This window comes from Vitiosangium sp. GDMCC 1.1324 (assembly GCF_003044305.1).
Lineage (GTDB): Bacteria > Myxococcota > Myxococcia > Myxococcales > Myxococcaceae > Archangium.
In genome coordinates this window covers 203741-218317 of record NZ_PZOX01000004.1, presented here as the reverse complement: position 1 = coordinate 218317, position 14577 = coordinate 203741, and the positions used below count along the sequence as shown (strand labels likewise).

Annotated in this window: 16 protein-coding genes; 10 read left to right on the top strand and 6 right to left on the bottom strand. The window is 70.3% G+C overall.

Features of this window, described 5'->3' with window-relative positions:
* The first annotated feature begins 29 nt into the window (after positions 1-29).
* From DAT35_RS13600 to DAT35_RS13590, 3 genes are all read left to right on the top strand, one after another.
* Entirely contained in the window at positions 30-1319 is a 1290-nt protein-coding gene (locus DAT35_RS13600) for an MFS transporter (RefSeq protein ID WP_108067423.1), read from the top strand.
* 167 nt (positions 1320-1486) lie between these two features.
* Complete coding sequence (locus DAT35_RS13595) at positions 1487-1945, top strand: hypothetical protein (protein ID WP_108067422.1); 459 nt, start codon at positions 1487-1489, stop codon at positions 1943-1945.
* A 22-nt stretch (positions 1946-1967) separates the two neighbouring features.
* Entirely contained in the window at positions 1968-2540 is a 573-nt protein-coding gene (locus tag DAT35_RS13590; protein WP_108067421.1) for a HutD family protein, read from the top strand.
* Positions 2541-2590: 50 nt separating this feature from the next.
* Here DAT35_RS13590 and DAT35_RS13585 read toward each other — a convergent pair whose 3' ends face one another.
* Together DAT35_RS13585 and DAT35_RS13580 are read right to left on the bottom strand one after the other, a co-directional pair.
* Positions 2591-3727, bottom strand: coding sequence for an MvdC/MvdD family ATP grasp protein (locus DAT35_RS13585; protein ID WP_108067420.1), 1137 nt, complete (start codon positions 3725-3727; stop codon positions 2591-2593).
* Between the two features lie 77 nt (positions 3728-3804).
* On the bottom strand, positions 3805-3999 hold the full coding sequence (locus DAT35_RS13580; RefSeq protein ID WP_108067419.1) for a hypothetical protein: 195 nt from the start codon (positions 3997-3999) through the stop codon (positions 3805-3807).
* Between the two features lie 166 nt (positions 4000-4165).
* On the opposite strand from DAT35_RS13580, the gene DAT35_RS13575 reads away from it, so the two are divergent.
* Complete coding sequence (locus DAT35_RS13575; RefSeq protein ID WP_108067418.1) at positions 4166-4858, top strand: hypothetical protein; 693 nt, start codon at positions 4166-4168, stop codon at positions 4856-4858.
* Here DAT35_RS13575 and DAT35_RS13570 read toward each other — a convergent pair.
* The 3 genes from DAT35_RS13570 to DAT35_RS13560 form a co-directional block, all read right to left on the bottom strand.
* Positions 4833-5624, bottom strand: a complete 792-nt coding sequence (locus DAT35_RS13570; protein ID WP_108067417.1) for a hypothetical protein — start codon at positions 5622-5624, stop codon at positions 4833-4835. The two genes, DAT35_RS13575 and DAT35_RS13570, sit on opposite strands and share 26 nt — an antisense overlap.
* Positions 5625-5776: 152 nt before the next feature.
* Positions 5777-6358, bottom strand: a complete 582-nt coding sequence (locus DAT35_RS13565) for a hypothetical protein (RefSeq protein ID WP_108067416.1) — start codon at positions 6356-6358, stop codon at positions 5777-5779.
* Positions 6355-7050 carry a hypothetical protein gene (locus DAT35_RS13560; protein ID WP_108067415.1) on the bottom strand — a complete coding sequence of 232 codons (696 nt, stop codon included), beginning with the start codon at positions 7048-7050 and terminating at the stop codon, positions 6355-6357. The genes DAT35_RS13565 and DAT35_RS13560 overlap by 4 nt, the downstream gene beginning before the upstream one ends.
* Before the next feature lie 175 nt (positions 7051-7225).
* On the opposite strand from DAT35_RS13560, the gene DAT35_RS13555 reads away from it, so the two are divergent.
* From DAT35_RS13555 to DAT35_RS13545, 3 genes are read left to right on the top strand one after another with little or no spacing between them, the layout of a single operon-like run.
* Positions 7226-7780: a MarR family winged helix-turn-helix transcriptional regulator gene (locus DAT35_RS13555; RefSeq protein WP_233261462.1), complete on the top strand. Its 555-nt coding sequence runs from the start codon at positions 7226-7228 to the stop codon at positions 7778-7780.
* Positions 7767-9659 carry a chloride channel protein gene (locus DAT35_RS13550; protein ID WP_108067413.1) on the top strand — a complete coding sequence of 631 codons (1893 nt, stop codon included), beginning with the start codon at positions 7767-7769 and terminating at the stop codon, positions 9657-9659. The genes DAT35_RS13555 and DAT35_RS13550 overlap by 14 nt, the downstream gene beginning before the upstream one ends.
* Complete coding sequence (locus tag DAT35_RS13545) at positions 9656-11020, top strand: DUF2156 domain-containing protein (RefSeq protein WP_108067412.1); 1365 nt, start codon at positions 9656-9658, stop codon at positions 11018-11020. The genes DAT35_RS13550 and DAT35_RS13545 overlap by 4 nt, the downstream gene beginning before the upstream one ends.
* Before the next feature lie 21 nt (positions 11021-11041).
* On the opposite strand, the gene DAT35_RS13540 is transcribed toward DAT35_RS13545, so the two are convergent.
* A complete protein-coding gene (locus DAT35_RS13540; RefSeq protein WP_108067870.1) occupies positions 11042-11260 on the bottom strand; it encodes a DUF2171 domain-containing protein in 219 nt (72 codons plus the stop codon).
* 235 nt (positions 11261-11495) lie between these two features.
* On the opposite strand from DAT35_RS13540, the gene DAT35_RS13535 reads away from it, so the two are divergent.
* From DAT35_RS13535 to DAT35_RS13525, 3 genes are read left to right on the top strand one after another with little or no spacing between them, the layout of a single operon-like run.
* Positions 11496-12725, top strand: a complete 1230-nt coding sequence (locus DAT35_RS13535; protein ID WP_108067411.1) for an efflux RND transporter periplasmic adaptor subunit — start codon at positions 11496-11498, stop codon at positions 12723-12725.
* Positions 12722-13417: an ABC transporter ATP-binding protein gene (locus tag DAT35_RS13530; RefSeq protein ID WP_108067410.1), complete on the top strand. Its 696-nt coding sequence runs from the start codon at positions 12722-12724 to the stop codon at positions 13415-13417. The genes DAT35_RS13535 and DAT35_RS13530 overlap by 4 nt, the downstream gene beginning before the upstream one ends.
* Positions 13414-14574: an FtsX-like permease family protein gene (locus DAT35_RS13525; protein WP_108067409.1), complete on the top strand. Its 1161-nt coding sequence runs from the start codon at positions 13414-13416 to the stop codon at positions 14572-14574. Before DAT35_RS13530 ends, DAT35_RS13525 begins: the two co-directional genes overlap by 4 nt.
* Positions 14575-14577 lie beyond the last annotated feature (3 nt).

Here is a 14577-nt window from a genome sequence, read left to right as displayed (position 1 = left end):
CGGGGGGTGCGTTAGAGCCGCCTACCAGCATGTCCTCGCCCGACCCGTCAGCCGCCTCTCTCTCGGTCTTCCGTCACCGCGATTTCCGCCTCTACCAACTGGCCCGGCTGTGCGCGGTGCTCGCCGTACAGATTGAATCGGTGGCCATCGGGTGGCAGGTGTACGAGCTGACGAACAGCCCCCTGGCCCTGGGCTACACGGGTCTGGCGCAGTTCCTGCCCTTCCTCGCCTTCGCCCTCGTGGGAGGACAGGTGGCCGACCGCGTGGACCGGCGCGCCATCCTCGTGGTGTGCCAGTCCGTCATGTTGCTGTGCAGCCTGCTGCTGCTGTCCTTCACGTTGGGCCACGTCCGCGACGTGCGCTTCGTCTATGGGGTACTGGTGCTCTTCGGCACCGCGCGAGCCTTCTACTCGCCCGCGGGCTCGGCGCTCGTGGCCCGCCTGGTGCCCACCGAGGAGCTCTCCCGCGCGGTGGCCATCAACTCCACCACCTGGCAGGTGGCCACCATCGCCGGTCCCGCCGTGGGTGGTGTCCTCTATGGGTGGGCAGGAGCCAGGGGGGCCTATATCGGCTCCGCGTCGCTGTGCGCGCTCACCGTGGTGTGGATGCTCTCTCTGAAGGTGCGGACGGGCCAGTCCTCTCGCGAGCCGTTCTCCCTGTCCACGCTGATGGCGGGGTTCCACTTCGTGCGCCGTCAGCGGTTGCTGCTGGGCAGCATCACGCTGGACCTGTTCGCGGTGCTGCTGGGGGGCGCGGTGGCGCTGCTGCCCATCTACGCGCGAGACGTGCTGCACACCGGGCCCTGGGGCCTGGGTCTCTTGCGCAGTGCGCCCGCGGCGGGCGCGGCGGTGGTGGCCGTGTTCCTCGCCGTGCGTCCGCTGGGCGGCCGGGCCGGGTGGAAGATGTTCATCTCGGTGGCCATCTTCGGCGTGGCGACGCTCGTCTTCGGGGTGAGTACCTCGCTGCCGCTGTCGGCCGTGGCCCTGGCGGTGGCGGGGGCCGCCGACATGGTGAGCGTGGTGGTGCGCGGCACGCTGGAGCTGGTGTCCACGCCGGATGAGATGCGGGGCCGCGTGGGCGCGGTGAACATGATGTGCGTGGGCGCCTCGAACGAGTTGGGCGAGTTCCGTGCGGGCGTGTTCGCCGAGCACCTGGGGGCGATCTCCGCGGTGGTGTCGGGCGCGGTGGGGACGCTGGTGGTGGTGGCGCTCTGGGCGTGGGCCTTCCCCGAGTTGCGGCGGGTGGACGACCTGGAGCGCGCGGCTCGCGAGCCCCTGCCCGCGGACCCCGCGCCCGAGGTCGCCCCCACGACTTCCTGAGCGTGGGAAGGAGCGTGCGGGGCGTTCGCGAGATGTCCTCGGAGGTCGGGTAGGTAGGACTACTCGATAGGTAACAAATTCCTCGACACTGCCGGGGCTCACGCGTAGAGTATGTGCCGTGAGCCTGGGGGGCTCACGCATGCCCGAAGAGCGAGGAGGAAGGCCCGATGGCGGATTCGATGGGGAGTGACATCGGTCAGCAGGTGCTGAAGGCTGTCTATGAGTTGGGCGCGCAGGTGAAGAACCTGAGCGAACAGGTGAAGAACCTGAGCGAACAGGTGACGGGCTTGACCGTCCGGATGGACAAGCTGGAAGCCCGGATGGACAAACAGGAGGAGTGGTTGCAACGTCTGGGCCTCGAGCTCATGGAGACGCGCGAGGACGTCAAGCGGCTGCGAGCGGGGCTGATGGCGGAAATCGAACAGACCCGTAAGGATTTGCGCACGGAGTTGCGAGTGGAGATCGCGGCCATCCGCACGGATCTGCAGCTCGGGAGTCGGCAGGTGCATGATCGCATCGACCGGAACAGCGATGCGATGCTCATGATGACGTCGGGGCTGCAGCGGACGACGACGGCGCGTTTCGACACGATGGAGCAGCGCCTGCACGTGCTCGAAGCGCGCTGACCGGGCGTGAGCCCACGAGGGGATGATGAGGCGACTTGGACCTGGCGATTACCGCGACATGCCCTGGAAGAACGGAGGCGGGGTCACCCGCGAGCTGTTGAAGTTGCCTCATCCCTCCGACCCGGCCCGCTTCCTGGCGCGCCTGTCGATCGCCTCGGTTGCGGAATCCGGCCCGTTCTCCGTGTTCCCGGGCATCGATCGGACCCTCTTGATGCTCGATGGGGTGGGGATGGCGCTGACCTTCGGGAGCGCACCGGAAGTGGTGCTCGACCGCTGCTTGTCCCCGTTCGCGTTTCCAGGCGAGGCGGTGGTCCATTGCCGGTTGCTCGGCGGCCCGGTGCGGGACTTCAACCTCATGGTGGACCGGGCCGTGGCTCAGGCCACGCTCGAGGTGATTCATCTGGCTCCGGGCATGAGCCGAACGGTCGCGGGCTCCGGGACCGTGTTCCTCCATGCCCTGGAGGGCCTGTCGACGGTGTCCGGGTCTCCTCTCGCCGTGGAAGAGACACTCTGGCTGGAGTCTCCCGAGGCGCTGACGTTGCGGAGCGAGGAGGGCGCCACGGTGATCGCCATCCACCTGACCCGCCGGGCATAGGGCGGACCTCCCGGCGAGCGGGGCCCGCCCCCATCCCACGGCGCTCCGGTTCACACCGCGAGGGCTCCTGTGGTGACGTCCTCGCGCTGCTCGCGCGGGCCCTCGTACCAGGTGCCCTCCGGCTGCTGGACATGGCTCGCCAGGTCTCTCTTCATCCTCTGGAGTGCGGGCCCCAACACATCCTGGTAGCGGAGGCCCACCCGGTCCGGAGACCAGTCGAAGTCCACGCTGCCCTGGATGAGGAACTCCGTGAACGCGTCGAGCAGCGGGAGGCCGGCCGCGTTCTCCACGAAGAGGAACTGACCTGCCTGGTTGACCTCGAGGAAGACGTAGCGGCCATCGGGGCGGACGATGAAGTCGAAGCACCCGAAGACGATGTCCAGCTTGCGCATCAGCGCGAAGCACTGCCGGGCGATGTCGGCGGGCAGCTCGAAGGGCTCCATGCGCAGCTCCTCCTGGGCCTTGCGCCAGTCGATCTTCCCGCCTTGTGTCTGCTGCGAGAGCAGCCGGGCCGTGAACGCGCGCCGGCCCATCATGGTGACGCGCAGCTCGTAGGCCTTGGGCACCCGCACCTGGTAGATGCCGGGCACGGCCCGGAGCAACTCGTCCTCGACCAACTGCTCCTCGGTGAGCGGGCTGGTGAAGGTCATGTAGTACGTCGCATCGTCCCTCCACGCCGTCATGTTGAAGGGCTTGTAGACGACCTGCCCGGGGTGCTCGCGCAGGAAGGCGCGGATCTCCCCGGGGTCGTTGGTGTAGAGGGTGTCGGGCACCTCCAGGCCCACGTCGAGCGCGAACTGGTGCTGGCGCAGCTTGCTGGTCCGCTCGATGGCGCGCTGGGGGTTCACCCAGAAGGCCCTCTGCGCGAGCGTGTCGAGCAGCGAGCGCCGGAAGGTGGTGCAGCCGAGCTCCACGAACTCGCGATCCGCGGGGTGCAGGTGCAGCTCGTCGAGGACGAGCGCGGGCCTGCGGTTCCAGACCGTGGTGACGGAAGACTCGGTTACATCCAGCTCGGGTCCACGAAGCCGGACCGAGCGTCTGCCGCCCACGATGGAGACCGTCTCGGTGACGCGCGAGGGGAAGTCGGAGGTGTGCCAGAGCACGGCCTCCGCCCCCTTGCGTGCGAGGGCCTCGACGACGGCGGAAGCGTGGATGTCATTGGGCTGGGAGAGGATGAGGGTCTTCATGGTCGTGGGCAGTGGGGGCTCGTGCGTCGCGTGCGGCACGCGGCCGGACGGTGCGGATCCGCCCGGCCGCGCGAGGGTCAATCGCCATCCGTCTGGCCGGGTCGGCCTCCGGTGAAGTCCAGGTTGCCGTTGTCCTGCACGGTCTTGCTCCCGGTCGCCCCGAGGAGGGGTGGGCTGTAGCCTCCGCGGGCCTGCTCGAGCTCCTCGGCGAGGACGCGCCCGAGCACGCGGCCCGGCATCGTCTCCACTGCCTTCTTCTCCGCCTTCTTCATGGCTGTCTCCTGTGTTCGCCCCGAGGGGCATTCACGGAGAGCTACGGGGGCGGGGCGTTTCTGGATTTACGAGCGGTGGAGCCGTCCGCCCGCCGCCAGAGCAGGCGGGCAGGGTGCTCACTTTCATGTGTGCCTCCACGCGCCTGGCATAGAGTCCCGTCCCCTCATGCCGCCCCGTGCTCCCCTCGTCCACCTCCAGGACCACGCCCTGCCCGATGACGACTTCTCGCGCCTGTGGCGCAAGGTTCGCGCGCTGGGCACCGAGCGCCTGCGCCAGACGTATCAGACGACCTTTTGGTTCGACCTCGGCGAGCCCACCAACCTCGTGGAGCAGGTCATCCTCGCATTGCGTCCGCGCGTGCCGGTGCGCCGGGGGCTCGCGGGCGTCGAGTGGTGGTTCTCTCGCATGCGCACCACGGACGTGCAGGTGGACTTCCACCAGGACCGCGACGAGAAGCTCGCCCTGCGCGGAGGCCCGCTCGTGCACCCGCGCTTCACCTCGCTTCTCTTCATGAACAGCGTTCGGGGCGGAGCGCTCGCGGTGACGAAGGCCCTGCCCTGCGAGGACAACCCGTCGCTCGCGCCGGACACGGACGACTTCGACCTCGTGGCGCCCAGGCCCAACCGCTTCGCCTACTTCCGCGGGGACCTCACCCACGGCGTGCTGGACGCCCACAACCAGATTCCCACCGGGAAGCTGCCGGGCACCTCGCGCCTGCGGGTGACGCTGGTGGTGAACTGGTGGAGCCAGCGCCCCACGGACATCCCGACGTTCAATGAGTCGAAGGTGTACCGCTCGCTCGCGCTTGTGCCGCGCATCGCGCGCCAGCGGCCTACTTCCTCGGGTCGGAGGCGATGAAGAACACCGTCGCCGCGCCCACCACCAGCGCCGCGCCGCCCGCGTAGACCCACGGGCTCTCGTACCAGGGCTTCTGCTCGATGACGGAGAGCTGCAGCGGGGCCAGCGGGTTGGCCGCCCGCGCCACCGTGTTGCCCTGGCTGTCGAGCGCCTCGACGAAGTACCAGGCGGTGAAGGAGGCCGCGCGCGTGGGGGAGGGCAGCTCGCCCTCGCACGTGTCCTGCTGGCACACCATGGGTGTGGCGCGGTAGGGGCCTCCCGGAGCGGGGGCGTGGCGCAGCAGCACCTCGTTGGCCTTGCCCCGTGGGTCCTTCAGGCTGGCGCGCACCAGCTGTGGCCGGCTCGAGTCCTCGCGCGGCAGCACCTCCAGCTTCGGCCTCGCGGCGAGCTTCGCGCGCACCCGCTCCACCAGGTCCTTCTGCTTCTGGGGCGCGTCGGCGGGAGGCCGCACCCAGGCGTCCAGCTCCAGGGCCTCGGTGGTGCGCTGCTCGGCGTTCACCGCGTCGTCCAGCAGCAGGTGGATGAAGCCGAGCTCCAGCAGGGCCTGCGCGCGCTCGCCGGAGGGACGGTTGGCGTCTCCGAGGTAGCGCTGGTACTCGACGACGGCCTCCTCGTAGCGCAGGGCTTCGGCGAGCTCGCGGGCATGGGCGAGGTCCCCCTGGGCCTGTCCGGACGCGGGGGCCTGTGCGAGCACGAGGGCGGACGCGGCGCGGGCGGGCACATCGGGGGCGGCGGTGGCGAGGGCGAGAATCGTGAGCGGGAGCACCGCCTCGGAGCCTACCCGGGCTTCCGGGACTTGTCAGACCGGTGCGCTAGGAAACGTCCGTGCGCGGGCCCGATTTTGGGGTCCGTGGCGCATGTCGTCACCGTGGAGAGCCGGGTCCGGGCGGGTCTCGGGCCCGGCTCTTCGCACTTCCCTCAGAGCCCGCTGGGCCCCAGTGCGCCCTCGAGCCCCTGGAAGGGCCTGGCGACGACGACGTGCAGGATGATGTCGTTGAGCTGGAGCTCCAGCGGGAACGTGTCGATGCCCCCTGTTCCCACCGCGGACACCGAGTTGTCGACGATGATCCAGATGCGCTGCTTGCCAATGGCCTTCACCAGCGAGGGCGAGTCGATGACCGCGGGCGTGTGCGTGTTCGGCGGGAAGTCGCGCTCGGGCATCAGCTCCTCGGCGGTGGCGAAGTACGGAGGCGGGTTGCCCTCCGTGTAGAAGATGGGCTTGTCCGGCGTGGCGTTGCCCGTGAAGGACAGCCTCGCGGACGACTTCAGTGTGAGCGCCTTCGCGGGGTTGAACACCGTGAGGGTGGCGTTCGCCGACTTCACCTCGACGTCGAGCTCCTGCGTCTCGGAGGGCAGGTCCACGGCCACCTCGACGTAGACGGGTCTGGCCACCGACGTGACGGGGATGGTGACCGACTGCGGAGGCGTGTCCACGGCCAGTTCGGCGGAGCACGCGGAGAGCAGGAGCGGGCAGAGCAGGGCGAGGAGGTGGCGTCTCATTGGAAGGTCCAGGACAGGTCGAAGGTGGGGGCGAAGGGGATGCGGCCGTTGTCGACGGGCAGCAGGGAGTCGGTCAGGTCCACGTAGGCGGCCCCCAGTGAGAAGCCGAAGTTGTCTCCGGCGTAGCGGATGCCGGCCGCGCCTCGCAGGGGGTAGCCCTCCTTGAAGCGGACGCCGAACTCACCGACGACGGCGAAGTTGCCCACGAGGTTGACCACCAGGGCGCCCGTCGCGGTGGTGGACACCGTCTGGTAGCGGTAGTGGCGCACCTCGGCCTGCACCAGCACCCGGCCGAGCTGCAGGCCGTAGAGGGCGTAGGCGCTGGGTCCCTGGAAGTCGATCGCGAAGTTCTTCACCGCCGGCTGCTGAGAGGCGACGTAGTCCGTGATGACCTCGTTGCCCAGGAACTTCGTGTAGCGCGCGCCGACGACGAAGCGGTGCGGTCCCGCCTCCAGCGCCCAGCGCACGCCCAGGTTGGCCGCGAGCGCCGCGTCCGCGAGGACGGAGGTGTCCACCGCGAAGCCCAGCCCCAGGGGCAGTGCCGAGCGCTGCAGGCCGAGCACGGGATGTTTGATGACGGCGGCCTCATCCGAGGACAGCAGCCGCGCGTTGCCGGCGTGGTTGAAGGCATGGGCCACGGCCGGATGGACGAGGGCGATGAGCGCCCAGAGGACGATGTATCGAGATTTCAACCCACTCGCTCCTTGAGAGGACGGGGAGGCCCCTGGTGTACCGCGCCCGCGCCCGCGCTGTCACACGCACCGGGTGTAGTGCCGGGTACGGAATGTCACTCGGAGGGGAGGCAGGCGGGCGCGGTGCACGTACGTCTTGCGAAGCGAGCCCGTGGGGCGTATTCGAGAAGAATATATGGGCTCCCATACAGTTCGACGCGCACGCACCGCGGCCGCCCCGGCCGAGACGGAGGACGTCCGGACGGTGATGGATGCCATCCGGCGCATCGTCCGCCTGCTGCGCGTGTCCGCCCGGGCCTCGGAGGGGCTCGTCGGCATCAGCGGCGCGCAGCTCTTCGTGCTCCAACAGCTTGCCGAAGCGGGTGCTTGCTCCATCAACGAGCTGGCCGAGCGCACCTTCACGCACCAGAGCTCGGTGTCGGTGGTGGTGAGCCGGCTGATGGAGCGGGGGTTCGTGTCGCGCCGGCCCTCGGAGGTGGACGCGAGGCGGGCGGAGGTCTCCCTGACCTCCGAGGGCCGGGAGCTGCTGCGCACGGCTCCGCCCATGGCCCAGGCCCGGCTCATCTCGGGGCTGCGCAAGCTGGAGCCCGCACAGCGCGCCGCGCTCGCGGAGGGACTCGCCACGCTGGTGCGTGAGCTGGGCCTGGACGCGGAGGCCGCTCCGCTCTTTTTCGAGGATGAGGCGCCTTCGCGGCGCCGGCAGGGGAAACGACACGATGAAGAAACCTGAAATCACGTCGGTCGCCGAGGGCCTGGGCGACAGGGAGACACTCCCGGTCGCGCCGTCGATGGGACCCGCGTTGGAGAACGAGCCACGTGGCCCCCTGACCAAGGGGCCGGTGGATGGCCGCGTGGTGTTCATCAGCGGCCTGTGCATCCTGATCGCGCTGGCCGCGGGCCTGGTGGCGCGGGTGCTCGGGGCGCTCATTGCGCTCATCACCAACCTGGCCTTCTTCAGCCGCTTCTCCCTCCACGAGGCGTCACCGGCGGAGAACACGCGGGGGCTCTGGGTGCTCGTCATCCCCGTGCTCGGAGCGCTCATCGTGGGCGTGATGGCGCGCTATGGCTCCAAGGCCATCCGCGGCCACGGCATCCCCGAGGCCATGGAGCAGGTGCTGCTCAACCGCAGCCGGATTCCGCCGCGCATCACGTTCCTCAAGCCGCTGTCGGCGGCGGTGGCCATTGGCACGGGCGGGCCGTTCGGTGCCGAGGGCCCCATCATCGCCACGGGTGGAGCGCTGGGCTCGTTCTTGGGGCAGGTGCTGAAGGTGACGGCGGACGAGCGCAAGGTGCTGCTGGCGGCGGGCGCGGGCGCGGGCATGGCGGCCACCTTCGGCGCGCCGGTGTCCGCGGTGCTGCTCGCCATCGAGCTGCTGCTCTTCGAGTTCCGTCCGCGCTCGGTCATCCCGGTGGCGCTGGCCACCTCCACGGCCACGGCGGTGCGCATGGCCTTCATGGGGAACGCGCCGGCCTTCGCGATGCCGGACGTGGCGGCGCCGAGCGGGGCCGCGCTGGCCTTCTACATCGGCATGGGCGCGCTCATCGGCGTGGCCTCGGTGGTGGCCACGCGGGCCGTCTACCGCATCGAGGACGCCTTCGAGAAGCTGCCCATCCACTGGATGTGGTGGCCAGCGGTGGGTGCCATCGCCGTGGGCGTGGTGGGCTATTTCGAGCCGCGCACGCTGGGCGTGGGCTACTCCAACATCGAGGCCATCATCTCCGGCCACCTCGTGGGCATGGCGGCGCTCGTCTTCTGCCTGCTGAAGTTCACCTCGTGGTCCATCGCGCTGGGCAGTGGCACTTCGGGCGGGACGCTGGCGCCGCTCTTCACCATTGGAGGGGGGTTGGGCTCGGCGCTGGGTGCGCTGGCGGTGTGGCTGGTGCCGGGGCTGGGCGTGGACGTGCGCATCGCGGCGCTGGTGGGCATGGCGGCCATCTTCGCCGGGGCCTCGCGCGCGCTGCTGGCCTCGGTGGTGTTCGCCTTCGAGACGACGCGCCAGCCCATGGGCCTGCTGCCGCTGCTCGGTGGCTGCGCGGCGGCCTACCTCGTGTCGGCGCTGCTCATGCGCCACTCCATCATGACGGAGAAGCTGGCCCGGCGCGGGGCGCGGGTGCCCATGGAGTACTCGGCCGATGTGCTCGCCAACACGCTGGCGGGGGCGCTCGTGCCGCGGCCGGTGGTGACGCTCTCGGCGGATGACACGGTGGCCCAGGCACGTGCGTGGCTCACCAGTGGGGCCGTGGGCACGCGGCACCAGGGCTTCCCGGTGATGGACGGCGCGGGGCGGCTCGTGGGCGTCATCACCCGGCGCGAGCTGGTGGAGGCACAGGCGGTGGACGGCCAGCGCGTGCGGGAGCTCATCCGCAAGCCCCCGGCGGTCGTCTTCGAGGACAGCACCCTGCGCGAGGCGGCGGACCACATGGTGCGCGAGGACGTGGGCCGCCTGCCGGTGGTGAAGCGCGAGGAGCCGTGGAAGGTGGTGGGCATCATCACGCGCAGCGACCTGCTGTCCGCGCATCGCCGCCGGCTGGAGGAGGAGCACCAGGCCGAGCAGGGCATTGGTGGGGGCCAGCCGCCGTTGAAGCCCCGGTCTCCCACGCCGGCATGATCGAGGGCCTCGACACGGAGCACCAGCGGGTGCTGGAACTGCTCAAGCGCTACGGGTGGAACGCCACGTCCTTCCAGGTGCTGGAGCCAGGGTATTCGTACTGGTTCGACGGCGACGACGCGTGCGTGGCGTACGTGGACACGGGCAGGGCGTGGGTGGCGGCTGGTGCACCCATTGCTCCCCACGAGCGCATCGCCGAGGTGTCGGAGCGCTTCGAGGCGCACGCGGCCGCGTCGGGCCGACGGCTGTGCTTCTTCGCCACCGAGCAGCGCATGCTGGACGCGGCTCCGGTGAAGGGGCTGTCCATCGGCGAGCAGCCCGTGTGGGACCCGCGGCGCTGGGAGGAGGACGTGCGTGCGAGCCGGAGTCTGCGCGAGCAGCTCCGCCGGGCGCGGGCCAAGGGCGTGACGGTGCGCGAGGTGTCTCCAGCGGAGCTGAAGGACTCGACGCACCGGTTGCGCGCGGGGGTGGACCGGCTGATGGAGCGCTGGCTGGAGTCCCGGCGGATGGCGCCCATGGGCTTCCTGGTGCAGCTCTCCCCGTATGCCTGGGCGGAGGAGCGGCGCTCCTTCGTGGCGGAGCGGGACGGGGAGGTGGTGGCCTTCCTGTCAGCGGTGCCGGTGTACGCGCGCAACGGCTGGTTCGTGCAGCACCTGATGCGGGACAGGAAGGCGCCCAACGGCACCGTGGAGTTGCTGGTGGACGCGGTGATGCGCGCGGCGGCGGCCGAGGGGCGCGGCTACCTGACACTGGGGCTCGCGCCGCTGGCGGGCGAGGTGGCGAGCTGGCTGCGCGCGGCCCGGTTGCTCGGCACGCCGCTCTATGACTTCGAGGGACTGCGAGCCTTCAAGGCCCGGCTGCGTCCGCATGCGTGGGACCGCATCCACCTGGCCTGGCCCGAGCGGCACGCCTCGCACCTGCCGATATATGACGCCCTCACCGCCTTCGCCCAGGGGAGCCTCGCGCGCTTCGGTGTGGCCACGCTCCTGCGCCGACCCCTGCTGCTGGTGTGGCTCATCACGGTGCTGCTGGTGCCCTGGACGGTGCTGCTCGCGCTGCCGGCCAATGCGCACCGCTTCCCCTCGCCGCTCGTGCAGTGGGGCTGGGTGCTCTTCGACGTGGGGCTGACGGTGGGACTCTTCTCGCTCGTCCGCCGCTGGCGCCCCTGGCTCGCCACCCTGCTGGCCTCCGTCATCGTGGGAGATGCGTGCCTCACGCTGTTCGAGGCGCTCCTCTACAACGTGCCTCGTGCGAGCGGGCTCGGGGATTGGCTCGTCATGCTCGTGGCCGTGCTCGCCCCCTCCCTGGCGGCGGTGCTGCTCTTCTGGGCGCGCCGGCACCCGACGCTCGAGCCCGCCTGACGTCCCACGCTTCGGGGGGTGTCAGTCCTCGGGGGGCACGGTGGTGGGCGCGGCCGCCAGGTACACGTCCCGGTCCTGGACTCGCTCCACCCGGTGGAAGTGCACCATGTAGTCCCGCCGGGCGGGTTGCCCCTGCCCCAGCTCGAAGTGGGTGTCCCCCACGTTCGATACCGTGCCGAGCTTCCGCCCGTCCCGGTCCCTCACCGTCATTCCCTCGTGGATGTCGCCAGGGTCGATCATCTGAAATCCTCTGTCCGGGCAGGCCCGGTGTTCGTCTGTCTGGGTATGCCCAGTGTCCCCTCGGAAGAACACCCCTGGACGGCTCGCGGCCGCGGCGCTCGCCTCCTCCCGGCGGGAGGGGAGAGGCCCGTGCTTCCCAGCGGAGGAGCGGGCGGGCGGTCTTCGGGCCGGGTCACCGCGGGGGCTCCCTCATACCTTCTCTCCAGTGGGCTCATGACTCACGGGAGAGGTGCCCATGGCCGAGGCCCAGGCCCAGAAGTTGAACATGCTCAGGATTGACCGCTCGGCTCACCCCCGGCGGAAGCTCCTGCGCAGATGGCCGTGGTGGGTGGCGCTCGCCGTCGTGCTTGCTCTCGCCGTGGGGGCCCTGGTGGTGGGCCGTGCTCCCAGCGTGCGCGTGGCCGAGGTCCGCGAGGCCCGTCCTGGCGAGGAGCAGACCGAGCTCACCGCGGCCGGCTATGTGTCCTCGCGCCGACGCTCGGTCATCGCGCCCCAGGTGGCAGGACGGCTGGTGGAGGTGGCGGTGGACGAGGGCGATGCGGTGAAGAAGGGGCAGGTGCTCGCCCGGCTGGATGACCGGGATGCGCGGGTGGCGGCTGCCCGGGCCCAGGCCGAGCTCCAGGCGGCCAACCAGAGGCTCATCGCCGCACAGGCCACGGCGACACGGGCGCGCAGCGATCTGGCCCGGGCCGAGCGCCTGGCGAAGGCGGAGGTCGTTACCCGAGCGAGCCTGGAGGAGTCACAGGCCACGGCCCGAGCCACTGCCGCCGAGGAGCAGGCCGCGAGTGCCCAGCTCGCCTCGGCCCGCCGGGCGGCGGAGGAGGCGGAGCTGCAACGGGCCCACACGGTGGTGCGAGCGCCCTTCTCGGGCACCGTGGTGAAGAAGCTGGCCGACGAGGGGGCGGTGCTGGCGCCCGCGGCGCTCGAGCAGGAGAACATCGGCGGCATCGTGGAGCTGGTGGACCTGGGGGCGCTGGAGGTGGAGGCCGAGGTGAGTGAGGAGCAGCTCCCGCGCATCGAGGTGGGGCAGCCCGCGCTCGTCTTCCTCGACGCATACCCGGACCAGGCCTTCCGGGCGCGGGTGCGCTCGGTGCGGCCGACCATCGATCGCTCCAAGGCCACGGCGGTGGTGAACGTGCAGTTCGACGAAATACCTCCGGGGGTGCTGCCGGACATGGGCTCGCGGGTGGCCTTCCTGAAGGAGGAGGTGCCGCCGGAGGCGCTCGCGAAGAAGGACGAGGCGCTGCGGGTGCCGGCGGCCGCGGTGGTGCAGAACGGCGGGCAGTCCGTGGTGTGGGTGGTGCAGGACGGGCGGCTGAAGCGCCAGCCGGTGCAGGTGGCCCGGAAGGTGGGGGACGAGGTGGCGCTGGCCCAGGGACCGTCGCCAGGGACGCAGGTGGTGGTGTCGCCCGAGGGCAACCTGCGTCCGGGGCGCAAGGTGAAGGTGAGGAAGGAGGGCGGATGAGCACCGCGCCGGTGGAAGCGGCCTCTCCCTTCATCCGGCTCCGGGGTGTCTCCAAAGCCTACCGGCGCGGCGACATCGTCGTGCCGGTGCTGGAGGAGGTGAACCTCGACATCGAGGCGGGGACCTTCGAGGCCTTCATGGGCCCATCGGGCTCGGGCAAATCCACGCTGCTCAACCTCATCTCGGGGCTGGATCGGCCGTCGACGGGCGTGGTGGAGGTGGGCGGGCAGGATCTGGCGCGCATGAGCGACAAGGAGCTGGCCGACTGGCGCGCGGGGCACGTGGGCTTCGTCTTCCAGATGTACAACCTGCTGCCGGTGCTCACGGCGGCGGAGAACGTGGAGCTGCCCCTGCTGCTCACGCCCCTCTCCCGCTCCGAGCGCCGCGAGCACGTGGCCGCCGCGCTGGAGGTGGTGGGCCTGAGCCACCGCATGAGCCACCGCCCATCGCAGCTCTCCGGAGGCGAGCAGCAGCGGGTGGCGATTGCCCGGGCCATCGTCACAGACCCGGACCTACTCATCGCGGACGAGCCCACGGGAGACCTGGACCGCAAGTCGGCCGAGCAGGTGTTGGACCTCTTCCAGGAGCTGCACCACGAGCTGCACAAGACACTGGTGATGGTGACACACGACCCGCATGCCGCCGAGTGGGCGGACCTGGTGCGGCACCTGGAGAAGGGGGTGCTGCAATGACGTTTGGACGGCTCGTGTGGAAGGACCTGCTGCGCAACCCCCTGCGGCTGGCGCTCACGGTGCTGGCGGGGGCGGTGGGGGTGATGGCCTTCATCTTCCTGCGCACCGTGGTGGACCTCTTCTATTCGGGTGCGGCGGGGGCGCAGGTGGATCGACTCTTCACGCGCAGCAAGGTTTCCATCACCGCGGACCTGCCGCTGTCCTATATGTCGCGCATCTCGGCGGTGCCGGGGGTGAGCGACGTCACCTTCTACGGCTTCTTCGGCGGGCGCTACGGCGAGTCCCAGAAGGACTTCTTCGGCACTGCATTCATCGACCCGCCCTCGTTCATGCGTGTCTTCAACGAGGTGGTGGTGCCTCCCGAGCAGGTGGCCGCCTTCGAGGCGGACCCGTGCGGCGCGCTCATCGGCAAGGACCTGGCGAAGCGCTACGGGTGGAAGGTGGGAGACCGGGTGACGCTCAAGGGCACCATCTACCCGGGTAACTGGGACTTCACCGTGCGCGGCATCTACGACGTGAGCAGCGGGGGCATGGACAAGAGCTCGTTCTTCTTCGGCTTCCGCTGCCTCAACGAGAAGCTGCCCGAGGCGCGCAAGGACCGGGTGGGGGCCTTCATGTTGCGGGTGGAGGACCCGTCGCGCTCGGCGGTGGTGGCGACGACGATCGACGGCATGTTCGCCAACAGCCCATATCCCACGCGCACCGAGAGCGAGCGCGCGGCCACGCTGGGCTTCATCTCCATGCTGTCGGCCATCATCACCGCGGTGAAGGTGGTGTCCTCCGTCATCCTGCTCATCATCCTGCTGGTGATTGGCAACACGTTGGCCATGAGCGTGCGCGAGCGCACGAGGGACCTGGCGACGCTCCGGGCCATGGGCTTCAAGAGCGGGCGGGTGGTATCGCTCGTGCTCTTCGAGTCGGTGGCCATCGGCCTGGCCTCGGCCGGGCTGGGGGTGCTCGTCGCGCCGCCGCTCGTGAAGGGCTTCATGGCGGCCGTGGGCCCGCAGCTCGGGGGTGTTCCCGCGAACTTCATGCGCGAGGGCACGCTGCTGCTCGGAGCGCTGGCGGCGCTCGGTGTGTCCCTGCTGGCCGGAGCCATCCCCGCGCTGCGGGCCATCCGCATTCCCGTGGCCGAGGGGTTGAGGAAGGTGGCCTGAGCG

Coding starts and splice junctions, on each gene's coding strand:
- DAT35_RS13600 (WP_108067423.1), top strand. CDS start 30: ATGTCCTCGCCCGACCCGTCAGCCGCCTCTCTCTCGGTCTTCCGTCAC.
- DAT35_RS13595 (WP_108067422.1), top strand. CDS start 1,487: ATGGCGGATTCGATGGGGAGTGACATCGGTCAGCAGGTGCTGAAGGCT.
- DAT35_RS13590 (WP_108067421.1), top strand. CDS start 1,968: ATGATGAGGCGACTTGGACCTGGCGATTACCGCGACATGCCCTGGAAG.
- DAT35_RS13585 (WP_108067420.1), bottom strand. CDS start 3,727: ATGAAGACCCTCATCCTCTCCCAGCCCAATGACATCCACGCTTCCGCC.
- DAT35_RS13580 (WP_108067419.1), bottom strand. CDS start 3,999: ATGAAGAAGGCGGAGAAGAAGGCAGTGGAGACGATGCCGGGCCGCGTG.
- DAT35_RS13575 (WP_108067418.1), top strand. CDS start 4,166: ATGCCGCCCCGTGCTCCCCTCGTCCACCTCCAGGACCACGCCCTGCCC.
- DAT35_RS13565 (WP_108067416.1), bottom strand. CDS start 6,358: ATGAGACGCCACCTCCTCGCCCTGCTCTGCCCGCTCCTGCTCTCCGCG.
- DAT35_RS13555 (WP_233261462.1), top strand. CDS start 7,226: ATGGGCTCCCATACAGTTCGACGCGCACGCACCGCGGCCGCCCCGGCC.
- DAT35_RS13550 (WP_108067413.1), top strand. CDS start 7,767: ATGAAGAAACCTGAAATCACGTCGGTCGCCGAGGGCCTGGGCGACAGG.
- DAT35_RS13545 (WP_108067412.1), top strand. CDS start 9,656: ATGATCGAGGGCCTCGACACGGAGCACCAGCGGGTGCTGGAACTGCTC.
- DAT35_RS13540 (WP_108067870.1), bottom strand. CDS start 11,260: ATGATCGACCCTGGCGACATCCACGAGGGAATGACGGTGAGGGACCGG.
- DAT35_RS13535 (WP_108067411.1), top strand. CDS start 11,496: ATGGCCGAGGCCCAGGCCCAGAAGTTGAACATGCTCAGGATTGACCGC.
- DAT35_RS13530 (WP_108067410.1), top strand. CDS start 12,722: ATGAGCACCGCGCCGGTGGAAGCGGCCTCTCCCTTCATCCGGCTCCGG.
- DAT35_RS13525 (WP_108067409.1), top strand. CDS start 13,414: ATGACGTTTGGACGGCTCGTGTGGAAGGACCTGCTGCGCAACCCCCTG.